Origin of the sequence: Burkholderia singularis, assembly GCF_001718875.1 — a bacterium.
GTDB classification, from domain to species: Bacteria; Pseudomonadota; Gammaproteobacteria; order Burkholderiales; family Burkholderiaceae; genus Burkholderia; species Burkholderia singularis.
Genome location: NZ_CP013448.1, coordinates 1,104,300 through 1,125,826, shown reverse-complemented (window position 1 = coordinate 1,125,826; position 21,527 = coordinate 1,104,300). Strand labels below are relative to the sequence as shown.

Annotated in this window: 19 protein-coding genes; 3 read left to right on the top strand and 16 right to left on the bottom strand. The window is 60.5% G+C overall.

Annotation, left to right across the window (positions count from 1 at the left end):
- Positions 1–110: 110 nt before the first annotated feature.
- On the top strand, positions 111–800 hold the full coding sequence (locus AQ611_RS05125; RefSeq protein ID WP_083237240.1) for a S24 family peptidase: 690 nt from the start codon (positions 111–113) through the stop codon (positions 798–800).
- 226 nt (positions 801–1,026) lie between these two features.
- Here the strand turns inward: AQ611_RS05125 and AQ611_RS05120 are convergent, their stop codons facing one another.
- From AQ611_RS05120 to AQ611_RS05100, 5 genes are all read right to left on the bottom strand, one after another.
- On the bottom strand, positions 1,027–1,428 hold the full coding sequence (locus AQ611_RS05120; protein ID WP_069233905.1) for a hypothetical protein: 402 nt from the start codon (positions 1,426–1,428) through the stop codon (positions 1,027–1,029).
- A gap of 5 nt (positions 1,429–1,433) precedes the next feature.
- Positions 1,434–1,844: a hypothetical protein gene (locus AQ611_RS05115; RefSeq protein WP_197517127.1), complete on the bottom strand. Its 411-nt coding sequence runs from the start codon at positions 1,842–1,844 to the stop codon at positions 1,434–1,436.
- A 384-nt stretch (positions 1,845–2,228) separates the two neighbouring features.
- Positions 2,229–2,636, bottom strand: a complete 408-nt coding sequence (locus tag AQ611_RS05105; protein ID WP_069233902.1) for a hypothetical protein — start codon at positions 2,634–2,636, stop codon at positions 2,229–2,231.
- 101 nt (positions 2,637–2,737) lie between these two features.
- Complete coding sequence (locus AQ611_RS25375) at positions 2,738–2,878, bottom strand: hypothetical protein (RefSeq protein ID WP_156789212.1); 141 nt, start codon at positions 2,876–2,878, stop codon at positions 2,738–2,740.
- 478 nt (positions 2,879–3,356) lie between these two features.
- Entirely contained in the window at positions 3,357–3,524 is a 168-nt protein-coding gene (locus AQ611_RS05100) for a hypothetical protein (RefSeq protein ID WP_231935907.1), read from the bottom strand.
- Positions 3,525–4,435: 911 nt separating this feature from the next.
- Here AQ611_RS05100 and AQ611_RS05095 point away from each other — a divergent pair.
- Together AQ611_RS05095 and AQ611_RS25370 are read left to right on the top strand one after the other, a co-directional pair.
- Complete coding sequence (locus AQ611_RS05095) at positions 4,436–4,777, top strand: hypothetical protein (RefSeq protein WP_146011808.1); 342 nt, start codon at positions 4,436–4,438, stop codon at positions 4,775–4,777.
- A 15-nt stretch (positions 4,778–4,792) separates the two neighbouring features.
- The gene (locus AQ611_RS25370) at positions 4,793–4,960 is read left to right on the top strand and encodes a hypothetical protein (protein ID WP_156789211.1); all 168 of its coding nucleotides are present in this window, start codon (positions 4,793–4,795) and stop codon (positions 4,958–4,960) included.
- A gap of 23 nt (positions 4,961–4,983) precedes the next feature.
- Here the strand turns inward: AQ611_RS25370 and terL are convergent, their stop codons facing one another.
- The 11 genes from terL to AQ611_RS05035 all read right to left on the bottom strand — a co-directional run bounded on the left by terL (position 4,984) and on the right by AQ611_RS05035 (position 21,341).
- Positions 4,984–6,846, bottom strand: coding sequence for a phage terminase large subunit (gene terL / locus AQ611_RS05090; RefSeq protein WP_069233899.1), 1,863 nt, complete (start codon positions 6,844–6,846; stop codon positions 4,984–4,986).
- On the bottom strand, positions 6,843–7,124 hold the full coding sequence (locus AQ611_RS05085) for a hypothetical protein (protein WP_069233898.1): 282 nt from the start codon (positions 7,122–7,124) through the stop codon (positions 6,843–6,845). The genes terL and AQ611_RS05085 overlap by 4 nt, the downstream gene beginning before the upstream one ends.
- The gene (locus AQ611_RS05080) at positions 7,121–7,453 is read right to left on the bottom strand and encodes a hypothetical protein (RefSeq protein ID WP_069233897.1); all 333 of its coding nucleotides are present in this window, start codon (positions 7,451–7,453) and stop codon (positions 7,121–7,123) included. The genes AQ611_RS05085 and AQ611_RS05080 overlap by 4 nt, the downstream gene beginning before the upstream one ends.
- Complete coding sequence (locus AQ611_RS05075; RefSeq protein WP_069233896.1) at positions 7,450–7,737, bottom strand: phage holin family protein; 288 nt, start codon at positions 7,735–7,737, stop codon at positions 7,450–7,452. Before AQ611_RS05075 ends, AQ611_RS05080 begins: the two co-directional genes overlap by 4 nt.
- Positions 7,737–8,018 (bottom strand): hypothetical protein, encoded by a 282-nt coding sequence (locus tag AQ611_RS05070; RefSeq protein ID WP_069233895.1) that lies wholly within the window; start codon positions 8,016–8,018, stop codon positions 7,737–7,739. Before AQ611_RS05070 ends, AQ611_RS05075 begins: the two co-directional genes overlap by 1 nt.
- 55 nt (positions 8,019–8,073) lie before the next feature.
- Positions 8,074–9,858, bottom strand: a complete 1,785-nt coding sequence (locus AQ611_RS24450; protein ID WP_180978161.1) for a tail fiber domain-containing protein — start codon at positions 9,856–9,858, stop codon at positions 8,074–8,076.
- A 1,039-nt stretch (positions 9,859–10,897) separates the two neighbouring features.
- Entirely contained in the window at positions 10,898–12,988 is a 2,091-nt protein-coding gene (locus tag AQ611_RS05055) for a phage tail fiber domain-containing protein (protein ID WP_069233892.1), read from the bottom strand.
- Entirely contained in the window at positions 12,985–17,349 is a 4,365-nt protein-coding gene (locus AQ611_RS05050) for a hypothetical protein (protein ID WP_069233891.1), read from the bottom strand. Before AQ611_RS05050 ends, AQ611_RS05055 begins: the two co-directional genes overlap by 4 nt.
- A 30-nt stretch (positions 17,350–17,379) precedes the next feature.
- A complete protein-coding gene (locus AQ611_RS05045; RefSeq protein ID WP_146011807.1) occupies positions 17,380–18,231 on the bottom strand; it encodes a glycoside hydrolase family protein in 852 nt (283 codons plus the stop codon).
- Positions 18,228–20,813 (bottom strand): hypothetical protein, encoded by a 2,586-nt coding sequence (locus AQ611_RS05040; protein ID WP_069233889.1) that lies wholly within the window; start codon positions 20,811–20,813, stop codon positions 18,228–18,230. Before AQ611_RS05040 ends, AQ611_RS05045 begins: the two co-directional genes overlap by 4 nt.
- Positions 20,814–21,341 carry a virion core protein, T7 gp14 family gene (locus tag AQ611_RS05035; protein WP_425248305.1) on the bottom strand — a complete coding sequence of 176 codons (528 nt, stop codon included), beginning with the start codon at positions 21,339–21,341 and terminating at the stop codon, positions 20,814–20,816. It abuts the gene before it with no gap.
- Between the last annotated feature and the right edge of the window lie 186 nt (positions 21,342–21,527).

Genomic DNA, 21,527 nt, shown 5'->3' with positions numbered 1-21,527 from the left:
TTACCTTTCGGTAACTTATAGCAACATTTTATCGATTGAAAACTCCCAAATGGTTCCTTGCTTCACGTACAATCGCGCGAGATTCACGCCCGAGCGGGCAGGAGGAAGTCATGCACGCCGTAGCTCCCGCTGCGATATTCCTGGAACGTCTCTACGAAGCAATAGGCCACGACAACCTTTACAGTTGGGGTCGTAGCGTCGGCATCACAGATGGCACCCTGCAAACGATTAAGCGCGGAAGTGTGCCGAAGGCAGAGGGACTCATCGCTATCGCTGACGCAACGAGTAAATCAATTGATTGGTTGCTTGGCCGAGATGAATTACCAAATGGTAGCTCCACCGGTAGCAAACCGGCAACGAACACCCCGGCCAATGAGTTCGTGTATGTCCCGCGCTACGACGTGAAGGCTTCGGCTGGCGTAGGCTTCTGGCTAGGTGATGAAGGCAAGGCGCGTTTCACAATGGCGTTCCGGCGTCACTGGGTTGAGCACTATCTCCATGCGGACCCAAAGGACCTAAGCGTCCTACGTGTCCATGGGGACTCCATGTATCCGGTACTCCACGAAGGCGACAACATCCTCATCAATCACGCTCACACGACTCCACAAGACGGCATTTACGTGCTAAGGCTTGATGGGCAAATTCTGGTCAAACGTCTCCAATGGATCGGGTCATCGACAATCCGGGTGATCTCTGCAAACCCGGATTACCCACCCTACGAAGTGACGCTAAATAGCCCCGAAGATCAACGGGACTTCTCAATCATCGGGCGGGTCGTGTGGTACGGACGACAGCTCTAAGAGGTCTTATAGAGGCGTAGGCGGCCCAGGGAGGTCAACCTGTGCGGAGTTAATCCGCGTGATGGTTTGGGCGGGCTCAGGCTGTTCGGGAACGGCGCATCGGGGACCCGCGCTTTGCGCCGGACATGTAGGAAAGCTCCCCCGCCGCCCCCCTCAGAAAAACGAAGCGCGGGGATGCGCGTGTTTGTCCGCGTTCGCGGCGCGGCCCAAAATTCTAGACGAGAAATCATGCGCCCGCGTGCAGGTACAGCCAGCCGCGATAGAACTGCGGCGCGAGATACCAGCGCCGCCAGTCGCGCCGTATCGCGTTATCCAGACACGTGCGCAGTTCGAAGGGCAGTTCCCGCCGATCCGAAAAGCCGACACCGTGACCGGCACATGTCAAAAACAGGTCGTGCCCGAATGCGGCGGCCGGGCTTCCCGCGTCCGGATGGGTGCCGTAGCCTTCGCATTCCATCGCGGCGGCGCACATATCCGGGTGCGCTTCAGCGAAGCGCCGGACGAACGCGGCGGCCGTGTCGTGCGCCTTGCGCGTTGCGCGGGGGCGCGTGCCTTCCGGGCAATCCGCCCAAATTGCCGCGATGATGAAATGACGCGCGGCCGTGTCGATTTGATCTGCTGTAAGCATGGCCGTTACTCCCCGTCCTGTTCGTCGTCGCGTGCCGACCATTCGCGTTCCGATACGCGTTCGGCCATGTCATCCGCCGCGCGGGCCGCGTCGCGCTCGTCGTCGTATACGTGCGAATATTCGATTTCGCTCGCCATACGTTCGCCCATCGACCAACCGGGCAGAAAGCCGCGACCGTGAGGCAAGCGGAAAACAATGCCGCGTATTGTGTTGCCGTCGCCGTGTTCGTCCGTGAACCATCCCGTATGCTCGATGTTCGCGCCGTCGATCTCGTCGCACCATGTCCAGCGCAAGGCCGGCATACCGTCCGATTCGAGATAGAAGCCTTTGCCCGTGCTATTCGGTTTCGGCGTGTGGTAATACTCACCGCACGGGTACGCGACGCGTTCGGCAATGCTCGCAAACCGTTTCGGCATGCATGCGACGTGGCGGGGCCAAGCGAACCCCGCGAAATGAAACTCAGTTTTGAGTGTGGAAAGGCGAACCATTGCCGTGCTCCGTTTGATTGGTCTCGTCAGTAGCGGCACCACCGCTAGACCCCGCGAAGGGGTTTCGACCTAAGTAACTCGCTTTACTTGCGGGCGCACTAAATCCACCGCGACGCCGAAAATCTGAGGCGCGGGAATAGCTCGCGAACGTGCGCTCGTGCTTCCTCAACGCTTTCGTGATCGAACGTGATCTCTTGCCACCCGCCGCGGTTACCCTCTCTCCAGCAGACCGCGCGGCCGTGCATGACGTCGAATAGCGCCTGTGCGTTCGCTTCGCCCTGAAGCTTGATCGTTACGCGCATCGTGGTCCCCTTACCGATGCCAGTACGTCACGCCGTCGAACTCGACGCTTGAATAGTCGTGTTGCAATTCCCGCGCAGCCTGCGCCCAATCGATGCAGTTGTTCGGCCACTTCGCGCTACTGTCGATTGCTCCGATGTCTTCCGCGAGTTGCACCGCGTGTTCCTCAAAGTGGCTGTCGCGAATCAACATGAGCGGATACCAGTCCCCTTCCCATTGGTGATCGCCGCCATAGCCCCGGATGTCATCGAGCAGCGATTCAAGCGCTTCCAGCTCTTGCGGTTCGCCATCCTCAATCTTTGCCCATGCGCCGGCCCCGTGCTGCTCGTCGTATTCTTCGCGCGATTCGCGCAGCTCTTCAACGCGGTCCGTGATGTCGCGAACGTCGATGATGTCGTCGTTACTCGTAATGTCGGTCATGCTCTACTCCGTTTCGTTGCTAGTGGACTCATCAGCGCACGCCTGACGTGCGGACCCGGAATGCTCCGGGTTTCGTCCTTTCGACTCATCAACTCGCTTTACTAGCGGGCGCACACTGCCCACTGGTCAGCGTCCTGCGCCGCCGGTAGCTCGATAACATCTGCGATCTCTTCGAGCGTCAACGGCTCAACCAGCTCGACGGGAATCAACGTCTGCCGCTGGAACAGTTCAGCATTGCTCATCGCCCTTCCTCCTCATTCGCCCGTAAGGTCAATCGCGACCGGCCATCCGAACGCATCGCGGATTTGCGCGGCGTATGCGCGGGCACGTGCGGCCGTGGCCGTCTACATCGATCATGAGAAACTTTTCCATATCATTCACTCGCTTCACTTGATAGCCTCAAAATACCCGGCGCGATACGCCAGAGAATCACCGCACGGCGGTCGGTTGCTCATTGCATCATTCCAACCCGCTGCCCACTGCTTTATCTGTTGTGCGTCCATCAATGCCCCGGTCAATATGTGCTCAACCAGACCGGATCAACGGCCGCACGCCAGCTAGGGCGGAACCAGACACCGTAGCGCTCACGCAAAATGCGGTTTGCGCGGCCCCGAATTAGCGGGGATTCCCCGTGCGTCGCAATGTAAGCGACTCGCCCCATAATTTTCATCTCATTGACTCACTTTATTTACAGGCGAACCGATGCCCGCCCGACCCGGCTCAGTGTACGAACAGCTTTGCAATCGCCGTCGCCGCGCCCACCAGCGCCGCCCCGTACACCAGCGGCATCCACCGGCTTTCACGGTTCAGCTTTTGTGTCTCCGCGAGCAGCTTACCGGCTTCAACTTGCAGCTTGGCAATCTCCGCCTCAGTCTTGAGAATATCCAAGGGCTTCCCCTGTTGCGATGTTGTCTGACTCATTCTAACTCCGTCGTAACGTCAGTGATTCGCTCTATCCGTCAGCGCGTCGTGCGCTTCGGTAGGTCGAATAGTGAACGTGAAGCGATGTAATGTCAATCACTCGCTTTATTTGTTGACTGCATTGTGGGGTCTTTGTGTCCCCCGTAGATGCCCGTGACTCTCCGTGAGTCACCGGATAGCAAGGGATGAGTCAGGGCTGCGGCATACAGCGACAAGCGAAGCGCAGCACAGGCGAACCATGCGGCCTAGGCGGTCTCAGAGACATCCTATAGAGGCATAGGCTCCCCGGCGGTATCACCTTGTGCTGAGTTAATCGGGTGTCCGTGATGGCCCGTGACGGCCCATGCTCGCCCGTGTGAGCGAGCGCGAAGCGCGAGCGGCGCAGAGAACAAAAAAGCAGAGGCACGTAAGCACACGCGTGCGAATGAAAGCGAGCGCGGCGCAGTGACGCCCGTGCTGCTCAGGGCAGCCCGTGACGGCCCGTGCCGTCCGCCGTTACTGGGCCACCGTCTACCTAGTCCGATGGCCGTTGCGCGTAGCGCCTTATGAATCAATGAGTTATCGAGCGCCGCTAGTGCGACGTGGGGCCTTTCGTGGGGTCTAGGGTGCCGCCACGCCCTACCGTGGCCGTGCCGGGATTGCTTCATCCGGCCAGAGAAGCGCTCGGGGCCGCATGGGGGGATTTTGGCTCGCGCGGCCGGGAACACCTTGTCGCGCATTTTCCGGACAAAAATGAGCCTGCGCTTCCCGTGGACTCCCGTCACTTCCCGAGATGTCCAGGACGCGCCAGGAAGGCCCAGGACGGGCTGCTGCGCTTTCGTAATACCAAACCAGCGGCATCGTGTAAGATGCCCGCCTCGAACGCTACGAGGACAACAATGACAACCACGAGGACACCAAGAAAAATCACTACGGCTGCTGCGCTCGTCGCGTGCTTGGCGGCTGCTTTTCCGGGGATTGGGGAGGCCGCAATCGCCAGCGTTGACGACGTGGCGGAGTGCAGCAGCACTGGCGCGATGGCGGGCAAGGTAGCAGTGGCACTCGCGGCCGGCACATACACCGTACAGCAGCTTCAAGCCGAAGCAGCAAAGGCGTCCGGCGCTCGCGCACGCAAGCTCGGTTTCATTCTCGAACAGGTGCAAACCGGACAAGCCGCAGGAGAAGACGACCCACTGCTTTACGCATCCCACACCGCTGCTTTGTGCATGCTCGCTCGATAACCTTCGGAGGGCCATGTGAAATACATCGCAGTCTGGGTACTGGGCGTCGTCCTTCTTGCGGTTTTGCCGATCGGATTCGGTGACAACGTATTCGCGCGTTACGCGATAGGCGTCGGCGTCGTTACGGCCGGAGTGATCGCATGGGCAATGCTCGGCGGCAGAGGAAAGTCCGAGCCGTCCTGAAGCTACAAGACGGCCCGTGACCTTCAGAGGTGGTAATGGTCGGTGTGCTGGTGAACCAGCTCCCCGTCGAAAGTACGCAGCGAGTAATCGCCCGCAGCATTTCGCAGACACCCTTCGATGAACTCCTCCAGGAGGGCATCCTCCTCGGCCTCCTTCATCTCACGGGCCGCTTGATCTACGTCGACGCGGAGCGTGTTGACCAGTTCGGCCACGGCACCGGCGAGAGCATCCAGGCGGTCGTCATGCTGGAGACAGTTGCGCTCGCGGGTCACGTGAGTCAACTGGTACATCAGCACGCCATCCGCCGCGACTGACTCGTCCACAACCAGCCGGTGTGTCGTCATGACCGGCTCCAGCGTCTCGATGATCCGGACTTCCTTCTGGGTGCGGCTCCACTCCGCCTCCCGCACGGTACAGCCCGAGGTATCGCCGGGCTTCTCGGCGGGCCACAGCTTCGCCAGGATCGGCTCGAACGCGCTGATCCAGACTGCACCGGCGTAGTTCGGCTCGACCACGATCTCGTGGACTTTGTGCGTCTTCGCCGCGACCGCGATCTCGGCCATCGCCGTGCCGGGGTCGCCGGAGACGCCGCCGGTCGCCACGGCGTACAGCATGCCGTTGAGCGTCTTCACGATGGCCCAGGCGGTCTCGTCCTTCCCGCGTCCCGAGGGGTCAACGAATAGGAGCGACTGCTCGTACTCGCGCCACTCGGTGTCCACGAACAGCGGGGCCACCCAGTGGTCTCCCGTGAACCCGAAGTTCTTCAGGTCGATGCGGCGGTTGCGTCCGTTGGAGTCGTGCCCCCACTGAACGATCTGCGGTGCCTTGAACGGGTTGCAGGCCATCACGATCAGGTCACCCTGCTTCAGCGGATAGCGTTCGGCATCCGAGAGCGAAGTGTCGAGCTGGAACTGGAGGGCAAAGTACGACCGGCCCTTGGCCTCACGCGCCTGGAGTTCAATCTCGTTGAATCGCTCCGGGTCCGTGGGCTTCCACTGGATGCTGTCATCCAGGTCCACTCGACGCGCACGAGGCGCGAGGCAGTCCAAGTCGTCCATCCCTTCGCGCTTGAACACGTAGGACTGGCGCTTGTCCGCCATCGGATACCGCGCCGGGAGAATCCAGCCGGTAGCGCCCATCTCACGAATCAGCTTCGTGTAGATCGACTCCTCGGTCTGCGGCGTACCCAGGTAGATCACGTCTGCCCCGCCGGTGACCTTGATCGCGGCGAACTCGTTCGTCTTGTGAAGCAGACGCTCGCGTGCGTCCTCTGTTCGCGAGTTGTCCACGACCTCGATGTCGTCAGCTACGATCAGCGTGGCTCGGGAGCCGGTGATCTGTCCGGTGATACCGACACTTCGCACGGAGGGAGATTGGGAGATTGAGGCCCCATTCACGTCGAAGGAGATCGCCGTATCGCGCTGGTCATCTCTTGGCCGCAGGTGCTGCAAGATGTCCATGTTCATCAGGATCATCTTCGTCATCGAGACGAACTCTTTCGCCTTGTTGCCCGACGCTGAGACCACGAGAATCTTCTCGCGAAATGGGTCGCGGTATAGACGCCAGATGACGAAGCCCGAGGTCACGTAGGACTTCCCGATACCTCGGAACGCCTCAATGATGTCTTCGCGGAACAGGTCGTCCGGGTCGCCCATTCGGACACACCCAGTTCGATCCGGCTCCTCTGCTTCGGGACCGAACCACTCGAAGTAGTTGCCCTCGGCGTCGATGCCGTACCCGGCCCATCCGAACATCAGGAAGTACGCGATGTCGTATTGGGCCGGGGTCGGCTCGGGCAGACTTAGATGCTCCCAGATGAGCGCGAGGAGGTTTCGGAAGTCCTCGCGAATCGGGTCATCGGTCTGCCACCACCACGGTCGGCTCAATTCGGACGCGCACCGAACGGCAGCTTGCGTTCATACGCAGCGAGCATGCCCTGCGCCTTGCCGGTCTGCGGGACCTTTTCCTTCTCCTGCGGATTCAGAAGATCCTTGAGATACGCCCGGACAACGGACAGAAACGAAGAGTCCGGGGGACTCATCAGAATCTCGCCCGTGGTCGGGTCGAGTACAGGGCCATCCTTGTTCGTTACCGGTTGGCCCTTCAGACCATCCAGGAGGCATTGCTCGAACTTCTCCTGGATGGCCGTGCGCTTGTCGCTCACGTCTTGTCGTGTTTGAGTGTCGTCGTGATCCACCGGACGAGTCCGGGGTTGTCGCGGAATACGTTGGTAAGCCCCGTTGCCAGGGAGCGCACGTAGTCCTCCTCAACCTCGCCGCCATACTCACGGCCTTGGGTGAAGCGGATTGCGTGCATGATTTCGTGGAGGGTTGTATCGACCTCATCGAAGCCAGTCTGCCCGTCCGTGATGTAGATCGTCCGGGAGTCCTGGTCCATGAGGCCGTAGACGGCTTCATCGTGCTCGTCGGGCGTCGGCGCAATGCCGAAGTACCGCCCGAGAATCCTAAGCCGTTCGGGACGGCCAGCGCTCAATTGCCGGAGCCGCCCGCCCGGAGGTGGATGAGCTTCTCCAGGAACTGTTCACCGAGCACCGACGAGGCCGCTGCGAGACCGATGACGGCCATCTGGCTCATCCCTGGGATGAATGCCAGTAGCGAGCCAGCGGCAACCGCAAGACCCGCGCTGACGATGGAGCGGCCGATGGCAAGCCGCCACGTGAACTTCTCGTTGGAAGCCAGCAGCTTCCCAAGGCCGATGATGACGCCCATGCCGATCAGTACCGCGAGGAACTGGCGAAAGGTGAACTGGTCGGTCATTACTTCTTCGTCGCTTTCTTCGCGCCCAACGTGTCAGCCGAGGCTTCCTTCGGCGGGTAAATGTCGCCCACGCCGACCGGGAAGTCCAAGTCTACTTCGGCCGCCAATGTACCGTAGGTACTGTCAGTACGCTCGCCAGGGAACGTGATCGCGTAGACTTGATCGTTCTTGGTCCAGATTAGTTTCTTGTCTGCCATATTGATGTTAAGGTGAATTAAGAAAGGGTAGTGACATGCTGAACAGCAACTGGAGATGCACGCGTAAGTGATGATCAGCAACATCGTTTGACCCTGGGTCAGGCGAAACCGATGGCCAGCAACTGGCGCTGACCCAGGGTCACGCAACATGCTGGGCATCAACTTGGTGACCCAGGTGGGTCAAATCTAATGTGCTGCACAACGGCCCAAGTGGGTCACTTCTAAGTTGCTGTTGACAATGCACGGAGGCGGGCTCCGCCTCAAGATTTGCTACGCGGCGCAGCAAGTTCTTTAGAACTACTGCGTGTATAGGGATGATCTGGGTGTAGTCCACTGTAAGAGCCGCACCAGCGGGAGAAACGAAGCCATCACGGTCTACCATCTCTATGAGGTTGGGGTCTTCATCAGGCGTCGCGTTCAACATCTCGACGCCATTGTCACTCGCAGCCGCGCCAACTTCCTGCGCAAGGAAACCGCGCTGGACGATATCCGAGTCGCCCTTCTTAAAGGAGTAACTATTGACTTCTTGGACAAAGCGGAGCGCATACTCCTCGGGGATTGGAGTTACGTCCCGTTTCAGGCGCACATCGGATGTGGTCCAGAACTGTTGCGCCATAGCTCCACTATTTGGGGCGTACAGTCCGACCCAAAGGGTATTACTGCTCGCAATCACGCCAGTCCCACCATTGTTGAGGTAGCCGAAGTTAGCCACCGTTTGGCTAGTGCCCCCTTGCGCCATGAGCCGCCCAGGAACCTGCACGTTTCCCGCTGCATCAATGACGGTATACATATAAGCCGAACTCGGGCCGACACGTATCACAAAATTCCGTTGGCCCGTGTCGTTATATAAGAATGATGCATCTGAAGCACTCACACCCTGGCCAAACGCGAGACTACCTTTGAGAATACCACCAGTGTTTAGGTCCAGCGGAGTAAGGTTTGTCCTGTCCCACACGCGAGCGCCGTCAACGTAAAAGCCTCCTTTCACATCCCATTTTCCCGTCCGTGCATCGTAATAACCGTTGATATTCCCCTGGTGGTCAGATATGCCTATACCGCACCATGCGCGAATTTTGAGGTTGTACGTGCTATAAGAGGCACCGTCCCCTGTACCATTACCGATGCCGTTTGAACCATACGCATTCCAAGTTAGATCGCCACCAAGGGTGGCCCCCTCCTTAAATGTTTGTAGCGTGGCCCAAGTGTTTTTTGCGCTCAATACGGGCACAACATCGCCACTGTTGCCCGTACCGTATGTCGCGGCGGTCCCTAGGCCCAGGTTAGTTCTGGCGGCTGCCTTGTCCGCGATGTCCGACAGATTTTTTTCCCGGATCAACGCGCTTGCAAGAGTTGCTGCCGCGTCCGCAGCGCTAGCGGAAGCAGCGCTGGCAGAGTTTGCCGCACTCTTGGCCGCCGCCACAGTGTTGACTTCGGATGTTTTAGCATTCGATGCGCTGGCAGCCGCCGCAGCCATTGATTGCGCAGCACTGGCCGCAGAATCTCTCGCATTCGACTCCGACTGCGCAGCAGCAGCGGCCGACGATGCAGCACCCGCCGCGCTAGAACCGGAGGCCGTCGCGGAGTTCTCTGCGGTAATAGCCGAAGCAGCCGAGGCCGTCGCAGCATTAGTCGCAGCGGTAGCTGAATCCGATACCGTCTGCGGGAGCGTCTGGTACAACAAAAGCAAGTCTGCCACCTGACTCGCTAGAGTCTTCAGGAAGGATGCGGACGGGATGACGTCATAACCGAGTCGCGTGCCATCCGTACCCGCATAGGGCCGCTTGAGAGTTAATTGAGTCGAGGAAATTACTTGGTCAATCTCGTAGAGATGACCATCGTTGACGACAGCGAAAATGTCACCGGACTTCACGTTCGTAATGAACTGGGTCCCTTCAGCAGCGACAACGTTCGAGCCGTTGGTCACCGAGACGGTCCCCGTTGAATACCATGCCATGCTTTAGAGGTAAGAAACGTCCACGATAAGCCCCGACCAATAGGACGGAGAAGGGTTGATAACTACGTTGTCGATAGGGAGGACGTTGCTGTTTTGGGCTACGGCGCACATGTAGGCGGTCCCGCCAGCATGCAGCCAACACGAGATCAGCCCTTGGACACGTCCGAGCCTCATCTCTGGATTGGTGTACCCGCGCGTCACGTACTGCCACGATGACATCCCGAAGACCGTGGCGATCTTCGATACTCCGTAGGTATATTGAGTCCGCTGATAAATTCCCTCGGGTTGCTGCGTATTTATTGGCGGCAGGTTCCCTTGCGCAAACCCGAGCACGTTTAGGAACGGAATACGCGTATCCGCTACCAGTTCACCCGACGCGCTCCAGCACTGGAGTCCACAGTTGGGGCCTGATACTGGGCAGTTGGACATCCGGTCGAACACGTACACCTCAAACGTCGTCGCTTGCCAGGACCAAAAGGTCGCAACCCACGAGTTGCCGCCCTGAACCTGGAGCGCGAGCAGAGCCACCGGAGTCCCAGGCGCGTACACCGCCAAAATAGGGTTAGCTGCCGAAAATTGGTACGTGCAGTTGCAATGGAACTGAGCGGAATTATTTCCGTCACTGGGCACCGTAGTCAGAGTCGTGCGCTGCCTGAAACCAAAGTTGATCGTGTCCCCGTCGATCTGATAGAAGCCCGTATCGGTCCACGCTTGGAAGCCCGACACTAGTAGACCCCCATCAGCAAATAACCAGGTGTCGCATTACCCGCAGGGTATGAATAAGAAATGGTATCCCCCAAAATAGAGATATTTGGATAGACGCTAAGGCCACCCCACGGAATTAAATCAGGCTGAAAACACGCGAACGCTTGTCCCTGCGCAAAACGGCCGTCCACGAAAGCCCCAGACCCACCGCTGATTCGCTGGAGCGAAATCACACGCCCGCAGCGTTTGGTAGCGTCGAACACAAGGTTTCCTGCCGCATCCCAAATCTGTAGACCTGCCGCCATTACCAAATACCTAGGCGAACACGCATAACATTGTTGCCGTCATACGCGCGAACCTGCTGACTGTCGATCTCCATGCGCTGCCCAGAGGCAGAGGTACGTAGCAAGCCGATGTTTGCAGACAGCGCGGACAGGGACGGCGTAGAAATTCCCTCGGGTGTAATTAAAGTCCCAAGGCCAGAAGGCGAGTATGGCGACAGACGCGTCGCACTCGGGAACGTTTCGGCCAACATGGGTTGCGTGATGAACAGCCACGAGTCCACAGCGGGCGCTACGTTCATGCCCTTGTGGAATTGCAGCCGCGCAGATGCTGCATTCGATGGTGCCTGCGCGATAGCGCCGATACGGACGTAACCGGTAAGTGCCTTGCCCCCGGCAGCCTGTCCCACGGTGGTCGTAGTACCGACTGAGCCAAACCCGGCGAAGCCAATGACGGCCCCATTGCTATCGCACCACTCTACGCCAACGTTAGCGGCACAGCGATGTATGCCCACGTAGCCAGAAAACTCATAGAAGTTGCCACCGATAACAGGAACGAGGTCGGTGTACACGCCCACCAGCGGACCATTGGGATCAGTGCCACCCCATTGGCCCCTGGAGTACACGTACATCGTGTGCCCCCCTGCTACGGTCCAGTCCGGGTTGTCCAGGCCCAAGTCGCCTGAGCCTCCATTGCCCGCCCATGTGTACCAGCCCTGTAGGTTCATCAGGCGTGAATTTTTGAGCAGGTTTACGCCGAGGCCCACTTGAAGCTTGTCAGTCGAGATAGAACCCGCCACGAGCTTGTCGCCCGTGATGGAGTTCGCTTTGATGGTTCTGGCCTCCACTGAGCCGTCAACCAGAACACGACCCGGCAGCGTCTTATCCCCTACCCTGACTGAAGGCACCACGAGCGTCGGAGAGCCGTCCACGATGCCAGATTCGAGGAATGGGACGAGCGGCCCGTTTGCATTATTTGGATCGCAGAAAACGACGCCGTTCGCCATTAGCGCGATCTTCGAACCAACGTAGTCGTTGTTTGCCGTCGCCGCGATGCCGATCCCGCCCATAACGATCGTGCCATCGTCACGCTTCACTTGCGCCTTCAGCGTGTACTGCGCCTCCAGATTAGAAACCTTGCCGTTCGTCGCGTCGATTTGCGTGTGCATGTCCTGCACGACCAGAGCAAGGTTGCCGTCAATCTGCGACTGCAACGTCGTGATCTGGGACGCAAGCGCGGCATCTTCCTTAACCCTGGCTTCTTGCTCAGTCTGAACAAGCGCCGAAATTTCGGTTAGCTTGCCATCGAGAGTATGGTTCACCTTTGCCTCAAGCGTGTCCACCTTCCGCGCCAAAACCGCGTCCTGCTTTACTTGCGTAATGGCGGCGGAAATGACCGACGCGGCGAGTTCCTCGCTACCGTCTAGTGAGTCGAGAGCGTCAAGGTGTGCCGACAATTGATCCGTCTTCGCCGCGAGAATCTCGTTCCCTGTTTGTAGAAGCGTGATGTCCGAGCGGACTGCGGCTGAGAGGTTGCCAACCTTCAGGTCCATTGCGTCCATGCGCTGGTATAGCGCAGACTCCCCTGCTGTTCGGCCGTCTATCTCCTGCTGAATCTGGTCGAGCAGTGCCTGAGCGCCGTTCTCGACCTTCGTGAGTCTACTGTTCAAGCCGTCAAACTGACCCAGGCCAGCTTCAAGGACGCCTTGGATGTACGAGAGATCGTTAAGCGCCCCGGAAATTGTCTCGATCTCATTGGTCAGGTTCGAGATCACAGTGCCCACGGCACCGGTCATACCGCCGCTGCGCTCCTGAATTAGGAATAGGCACTGAAGCCTTGCGCGGTTGAGGTCTTCCGCAGTGAGATTCGCTGCATCCCGAAACTCCGCGAGCGACACGAGGTCCGGCGTGGACCGATTGATGACAAGGGGCAAACCGGCAGGGAACGGATTCCCATACAGGTCTGCACACTTGATGGTGTGGTCGTCAATGAACGAAAACTTTCGTGCCGCGCCATTGACGGTTACGAACACGTCCGACCGATTCAGATAAGGCCAGTCGAACTCCCAGACGGTCGTGGTGCCGTCCGTCTGGTACGTCGTCGGAAAGGTCATTGGTCTGCTGAGATCATCCTTGCGATCATTTGGAGTTGTTGATTCAACGGCGCGAGCTGGAGCGCCTTCTTTCCCACCTTGTCGAAGTCGCCGTTCAACGAGTTCGCGGCGATGCTTTCCAGCGTCTCGACGTTGCCCTTCCACGGCCCCATGAGGTTCGCGAGCCAGGAGTTCTGCGAGAACTTAGATGCGCCGCCACCGAGCGTCCAGCCGAGGTGATCGTTCAGCACGGGGTCCACGAGCTTCACTGCGGCGTCCGTGTAAGAACCCGCCATACCGAGGAGACCCGAACGCTGGATCACGTTGTACGCGAACTGCTGCGGATCCTGCTCCGAGATGTCCTGTCCCTTGCGGAACGTCGCGATGACGTTCATGAGCACGCCGGCCGCCAACGCCGTCCCGAGAGCCGACGCGAAGCGCATGTGGTCGCCGGTGACGAATCCGTGCTGCACACCAGCTCGGATGAAGTTGTTGGAGAACTGCATCGCCATCGACTGGAACTGGAGAAACATCTTCCCGTACCACTTGTCCATCAGGAGCGGCTGATTGCCGTAGCCGGACGTGTACGATGCTCGCTTCTGCGCCTTGATGAGTGCAGACTCCAGCACGTACTTCATGTGGTCGCCGTCGCGCTCATTGAGCCACTTCGAGATGCCCGGCGAGAACAGGCCGCGCCGCTGCTCTGTTCCGTACTTCGAGAACAGCTCATTGAGGCGCTTCGCCTCCGGTTCCCCGATGCCGAGTGCGCCAAGCTGCGCAACCCTGCTCTTGTCGAGCCTGTCGTATTGCGCGACCCACCTGCGGATGTTGGCGAGTTGGACGAGTCCGGCCGTGCGCCGAATGTTGTCCGACCACGACTTCATCAGGGACAGCTTGTTTCCGTAGTCGGCCATCGTGTTCATGGCCGTCTCGATAGCACGCGTCGCCTGACGCACGCGCCCCGTGCCGAAGCCCAGGATTCCCTCGGCCTCGCCACGCCCGAGAGCACGGTCTGAGGAGTTCAGGTGTGCGCCAGTCTCCAGAGAGCCGAGAATCATCTCCAGCCCCTGCGCGTCCTTATCGCCCTTGGCCGCCTGCTTCAGGATGTACTGATAGTCCCGTGCTCCCTTGAACGCGAGGGTCTTGATGATGGAACCCTTGGCAGTCAGTGCGGCTGAAGCCAAGTCCCCAATGGCAGAGAACACGAAGCCGCCCATGTATCGAATGACGCCCATCTGCCGAAGGCGATCCGCAATCCACACGACGCCGTTGTGGTCCTTGACATCGTACTTGCCGAGTATGCGGTCGTGGGCGTGACGCACATCCTCCAGAGCCGAGGCCTTCTCTGCTTGGTACGCTGCCCGTTGCTTCGGGTCCGTCGTGCTACCGATGAGCGCATCGTAGTCGTCCTGCACTTCGCGCAGGATGTCATCGATACCTCGTCCGCCCAACGCCCGATGCGCCGCAAGCTGACCGCCCAGGTCCTTCATATAGCCTTGGAATGCGTCGTCGGCATTGCCAGCCAGGAAACCATCCTCAACGAGGCGGTTGTATTCCTCGAAGCTGAACTGGAACTGGCGTTCCTTCAGGCGACCCGAGGTTGGCGACTTGTCGAGCAGAATGCCGCGCGGCGCTCGGTCCGTGCCGCGCAGGGAATTCACGAGGTCGTCTACGTACTTTGTGAGCGGCGACGCGTTGGCGACACCCCTCCTAGCCTCGAACGCGGTTTGCCGAAGCTGACGCGTCGCGCGGTCAGCAGCCTTCGCCGCAGCCCGCGCCTCCATGCCCGTGAGTTTCATGACATCGAACGCCAAGCGTCGCGCGTCCCGCGCTTCGTTCAACGCCTTCTTCAATTCCGCGACCGCTGCAAGGTGGTCGTTGACCTCCTTGCGCAGTCCCGGATTCAACAGGGACTCGGCTTCGTTCTCGATGATGGTGTTGACCTCCTTCGCTGCCGCGTCGTGCCAGCGCCGCATGTCCGCCTGTTGCTGTGCCAGGCGGTCGAAGGTTGCGTTGGCTACCCGGAGATCGCCTTGAGCAGCCGAGCGCTCTGCCAAAGCATCGCGGATTTCCTGACGGAGCTTCTGAATCTCCGCCCGGTTCGCGGTTCGCTCGGCGTGCAGCGCTGCTCGTTGCTGATTGAGCGGGTTCTTGGCTCGGGCGAGTTCGCGCCCTTCGAGGTTCGCGGAGACATCCCTGAGTTCCCCCAGGACATCTCGCTTCTCAGCGAGGATTGAATCGCCCTTCGCCTTCAAGGCGTCAACGAGCGACTTTGCTTCGCCTACGTCAGCAGTTGCCTTCAGCGCCTCAGCATGACGCGCACGCGCTTTCGCCACCGCAGTCGCTGCATCATCCAGCGCGTAACCGCCTTCGACCAGCTGCCGCTGGATGTCGCCCAAAGCGGCCTCGTCGCCGCCCAGGCGATGGAGCGCCGATTCGATGGCGTCGCTCGCCCGCTGCGCCCTGAGTTGGGCGGACGCCACGGAACGAAGCACGGCTCGGCGCTCGATGTCCCGAGCCGCCACGCGCATCTCCTTGATTTTCGCGTCACGCCAGTCCTTCTCAGTCCCCTTCAGCCAGTCCAGGACGGTTGCTGCTTTGTCCTGCGCTTTGAGCTGGCGCTGCTGATAATCCGCGAGCTTCGACAGCAGGTACTGATTCTTGAAGTCCTGCTGCTCACCGGCCCATTGGCGGAGGACGGAATTGACCATCGTGTCGTCCCCGGACTTCTTCAGTTCGTCCCAGGACGCCGGTAGCGGTTCTTCGCCCTCGACGCGCGGACGCGCCGGGTCAGCGATGAACCCATTCTCGCGCAGCCAGTCGTCTGTCGGCTTGGATTCCAGGTGCTCCATGAAGAATGCCTTGAGCCGCTCGGCGTTCTCATCGACCGCGTTCCGCATCCAGCGCTGCGGCATCCCGTATCGACCCTCTACGAGGTTCTCCGGATCAAGGAGACCGTGCTTGACGGCCTCATCCTTCATCGACTCGTAAGCGTCGTGGTAGACCTTCTCGGCCTCGTAGACGCGCAGGTGTACTAGCTTCGCCTGCTCCAGCGAAAGCCCGTCCGCCGTCAGCCTGTCCATGACGGCCTGGGAAATCACGTCGTTGGACGCGCGTGCATTCGAGCCGCGCTGGATCAGCGAGATCGCCTCGTTGAACGTGGTCTGCGACACGGCATTGATATCCTTGGACCCTTGCGTGATCGTGTTGACCACGTTGCCAACGCCGGTTCGCGCCCCGGACTGCCCCAAGTCGGCGTTCGCCGCTGCGTAGACCGAGGAGACCTTGCGCCGCACATTACCCATCTGCTGCTCGTAGATCGTCTTCAGCGTCTCCGCTTCGAGGCCTGTGGACTTGCCCTCAGCCATCGCACGAGTCAACAGGCCGCCCGTGTCCATCAAGCGCAGCATCGTGTCTCGCGTGAGCGAATTCGAATAGCCTCCCAGGCGTTGCAGCGGCGTGTACTTTCCGAGCGTCGTCGCCCAGTCCACCGCCCGAGCAATGGGGTTCTTCGATGTAGCTATGAGCGTATCGGTGTCGGCCGTCGATCGCGCAGCGCCGATGGAGTCTGCACCGAATGTCATGCCCTCGTCAGGCATCTGCCCGATGTGGTGCTCGTTGATCGGGATCGGGCGGTCCAGGTTGTCGGGGTGCAGCGGATTGTCGGGGTGCCCCGCGACGAGCGGGTTGTCAGGTTTGGCGTGCCGGAAAATCGCACCGAGTCCAGCGCCTAGGGTCATGCCGACCCCGATGTTCATGAACGCTTCCTCAGCCGTTTGCGCGTCGTTGAGCGCCGAGACGCCCACTTGCTGCAACGCGATCTCCGAGCCGCCGGCGACTGCGCCGCGCACCGCACCAGCCAACAGACCGGACCCGATCCTGGCCGACGCGAGAGCACCTGCGCCTTCGGCGACCGGGCCGAGCAACAGCGTCGCGTCGAGCATGGCGACCGGCATGGTCGCCACTGACTGCCAAGTATCGGCGGCAGCCAGCGTCTCGCGATCCTTGAGGTTCCGGCGCTGCGCCGCCGCCCACGCCTCGAACGCTGCTTTCGAATCGATGTTCTCGAAGGTCATCGAGCCGCCCGTAACGAGCGGCAAGAGGTCCTGGTACTGGTCCTTGTTCTGCTCGATGAACGCGTAGGGATTGAACGTGGGGTCAGCCTGCGCCCGGATGTCGTCGTCGTGGTAGTTGTTGATGAGCTGCCCCAGAAGTGTGCTGGAGCGCCACGTCGCGGCAGCCACGTCCATCGTGTCCGGGCGGTTCAGATGCGCGTACTCGATGTCCTCGGGCACGTAGCCCGTCTGCGCTGCTTTGAGCGGGACGCCGGAATAGGCGGGAACCGCTTCGACCACGTTGGGGGTGTTGTTCGTGTCTGCCATAGTGTGAGAGACCCGCCGAAGCGGGAGGTGTTACTTCGTGTAGTTGGAGGTCGTGGACGCCACCTGCACCGCTGCGCCCTTCACGCCGAGGAACAGATTGGCCTCTGCATTGCGCCGCGCCTGGAGCGCCTTCTGACTCGAAGAAGCCGAACGAATCTTCTGCGCGATCGCTTGCGGGTCCGCGCCCTGCTTCACAAGATCGGGAATGCCGGTCTTCTTGAAGTTGCCGTAGCCGAAGTTGTAGAGCATAGACACCAGCGCTGCCCGCTGGTAATCGGTCAGCGGCTTGTTGCCGGTCAGGTGATCCAGTTGTGCATTGACCTGATAGATCATGTACTGCCGCAGCTTCATGCCTTGCTCCGGCGTGATGCTGGCTACGCCGTTCACGATCTTGTCGTAGCCGGACGAGTCAATACCGAGCACCTTCTGGAAGACCTGGCGCGAGTCTCGGTTGCCGGTGAGGTTGTAGCCGTAGCCGATGGAGACCTCGCTCGTCGTCTGCGGCGTGACCTGTCCCGGCTTCACGAAGATGTCGCCGGGTTTCCGGAGGGGCGAATAGACGCCGTGATAGGCACGACCTTCGAAACCTTCGGTGCCGCCGATGGCCTTGTCTGCCTGGGGGAACCAACCGTTGCCGTCTTGATCGGCCCCGGGGAACGGGGGAACCACTGAGGTGTTCTCCTTCAGATATTGGAAAAACGACGGGAGGTCCCAGAGAGAGCCTGCCGTCGCGGGTTGGTCTGCAACCTGTCGCTGAACACGCAGCTCCCCGTTCATCGTCTTGCTATCGATGATGTTCTGGAGAGCGTCATGCGTGATCTGCGCAGGATCGAGTGATGGGTCAGCCGGAAGAGCCGACCCTTGATCAAGGGAATCTGTCATCGAATGAACAGCGGATTTGCGTTGTGTGCCTTGATGGCTTCGCGCTCCCTTTGCGTCGCCTCGAAGTCCTTGGCCTTCTGAGCGCGGATGGCTTCGGCCTCGACATGCCCGACCTTCAGATGGAAGCCGTAGTTGAGCGTGTACTGGTTGAGGTCCCGGTCATAGACCGCGAACACACCGGGAGGCAGGTTGTCCTTGAAGAACTGGGCCGCCGCCTTCGGGTCCGCAGGAACCTCGCCTTGCACGAGGTCGCCCACACTGGGTCCCTTCCCGAGCGCTGTAGCGCCGCCTGCTGCGTCCGGAGTCGCCGCGCCGGTAGCGCTGACCGGAGCTGCCTTCCTGTTACGAATGGCGAGCTTCTGGCCGACGTGGAGGATGATCGGGTTGTCCAGTGAGTCGTGAATCTCTGACAGCCCAGTGCGGTCCGGGCGCTTTAGCGAAAGCCCTGCGGAATCCGGAACGATGCCGGGCAACGCTTTGCTGAGGCTTCCCAAGTCGTCTTGCGCAGTCTTGAACGGGTCCTCCTCCGCATTGGCGGCGTTCGCCATCGGGAACGACGAATAAATCGGGGCGTAGCCCTTGGTGATCGAGTACGGGTGGTCCGGCGCTGCGTTAAGCGGCGAACCAGCAGCGCGACCCTTACCGCCGAACGGGTCCTCGATGATCTTCACCGTCCCGTTCATGCCGACGGTTGCCATGCGGGTGCCCTTGAAAACCGTGGCAGCGTTCGCGACCGCGGTGTCCAAGTCCACCTTGCCGTTGGCCCGTTGCGCCATGAGCTGCTTGATTACGATGCCTTGGAACTGCTGGCGAAGATCAGAGGACATCGACGTCGCCGGGTTCCAGATGAGACCTTTGCGCCCAACGTCTTCGAGCATCGCCTTCGACATCGCCTTGTTGACTGCGGCGTCCACGTCGGACTGCTTCTTCCCTGGAAGCAGCGGCTCCCAATTGATGCTGCCGCCGTTGCCGATCTTCTCCAGCACCTTCGCATCCATGCCGCCGTCGCGAATGCTCTTGTAGACCTGCGACACGTCGCCGTTCGTCGGGGCGGTCGCTTTCACGCCCCAGTACATTGCAGCGGCTTCGTCATCCTTGCCTAGGTACTGGCCGAAGGCGTGATCGCCTACTACGTCGTGGATGCGGTCCATGATGCGCCAAGCTCGTGCGGCACGGTCAGGGTCGCCGGATTTGATGGCGGACTGGAGGTCGTTCTGGATTCGCGGGGGCATCGTGCCATCCGAGATGTCCCGGATACCAGGCGCAGTGACCCATCCCACAAACTCCGAACCGGCTTGGTCCGACGCAAGCGGGTCAGGGAGACCTGCGTTGCTCTGCATCGATTGCAGCAGCGCGGGGAATCGAGCGCCGCCGTCCTCGCGCAGCTTCTGGACCATGTACGGGTCGTAGGATTTCTTGACCGCCTCGGCCGGGTCTACGCCCGCCAGCGTCGCGATGGTGTGGATATTGTGCGTGCCGTTCACGCCGCGCTCCGCGAGGCCCATGTAATTGATGACCGCCTTCTGTTTCGCGGCAGCCTCCAGACCGGCGAATACCGGCCCGAACTTGTCCAGGCCGACGCCGTGATTCGCGTCTACACGGTGTGCCTGATAGACCAGTCGCGCCCAGTCCTCCGGCGTCGCGTTCGGGTTCATCTTGAGGGCGATAGCTGCGAGCCGAACACCATCGACCTCCTCAGCCGCCTGGACGGACTTGATCGTCTGAATCTGTCGTACTGCGTCCTCGGACATCTTGTCGTATGCGACCGGATTACGGTCAGCCCACCCCGACTTCTCCAGCACGTTGAGGAGACCCAGGGCCTGCGTCTTGTTGCGGACGCTGCCCATGAAACTGCCGATCATCTTGTCCGCGAGCTGCTGGTCGCCGCGTGTGAGCGCGAGCGTGCGTTGCTCCAGCATGGCGAAGCCCGCTTCAGACAGACCCTGCGGCGAGTTGATCTGCGCGTTGGCGCTGTTCTGAATCTCGAGCGCCTGGTTCCGCTCCTGCGTCTGCGCTACCTGCTCGGTCGCTTGCGCCACCATCGTCTGCGCGGCAGGCGCAAAGCGCCCTACGAGTGCCGAATCGAAGTCCTGGTCCCCGGTGCCCGCGCCGTAGAAGTCTTTCCAGACTTCCTTGGCTACGTCCTGGGGGTTGACCGAGCCGTCCTGCGGCATCTCGCGGAGGCGCTTGCTCAGCTCCTGCTGCATCGCGAACGCTTGATTCTGGGCGAACGATTGCTGATACGCGTTCCAGTACGACTCGCGGTTCGCGTGTTCCGGGTTTGGAGCGCGGCCCGCAGCTTGGTCAGCCTGAGCTTTCTTCGCGAGCGCTTCATTTTCCTGGTGGATGTCCGCTACTCGCGCGGACTCAGTTGCCGCGTTGATGCGTTGGAGATCGCCTTGTAGATTGCCGAAGAAGCTGCCGAACGAGTTGGCGAGCGAGTTGAGGGCGGACACTTCCCCGGAAGCATCCACGCGAGCGGCGACCGAATGCGCGGGCGTCGTTTGTACGCTCGGGGCCGCCACTACATCGAGGGAAGGAAGACGCTGGTCGCGAAATGCTTGTTGTTGTTGGCCTGCCATTTAATTCCCTACGGTTAGGTACGGGCGATTTGAGCGGAGCGCCTTGGCAGTGTTCTCCTGTTGCACGTTGCTGTAGTACATGGAGCCAACGCTAACGGCCGCGTTCGCAATAGCCGCGCCGGCCCCGACCGCTCCCGCTCGCCCTTGCGCGGCGAAGCCGCTCATCGCGCTCTGGTTGGAGACGGCCGACGCACCCATCTGCGAGCGGATCGTGGATTGCTGATTCGCAGTACTCGCGTCGATGCGCGAGAAGTCATCCGCTTCCGCGCCGGTGATGTTCACCGCCATAGCCGCGAGTGAGCCGCCGCCTTGCGCCGCGAGGACGCGGGCTTGGGCAAGTTGACGCGCCGCCGCGCGGGCGCGATCGGTACGCTGCTCGAATGCCTGCTCATCGAGCGCTCGCTGGTTATCCTGCGCAGCGAGGTACGACATTTCGAGGTTCTTGTTAGCCGACTCGGCTTGCGCCTCGATCGACCGGTTCTGCATCTGGCTTTGCACCACTGCGCTCGCTGCCGTTACGGCGAGCATCACGAGTGGCACTGCTGCTGGACCGCACATGCGTGTATCCGATAAATGGGCCGTGGCCCGGATCGAATGCGGTGAATCCGCACCAGTTGAGCCACGCGAGGTGGAGGGTGTTCTCGCGCCACGGAGTGCAGGCGAGGATGTCGTATGTGGCGTGCGCTTGGTCTATGCGGCCGAGGCACGCGCGGA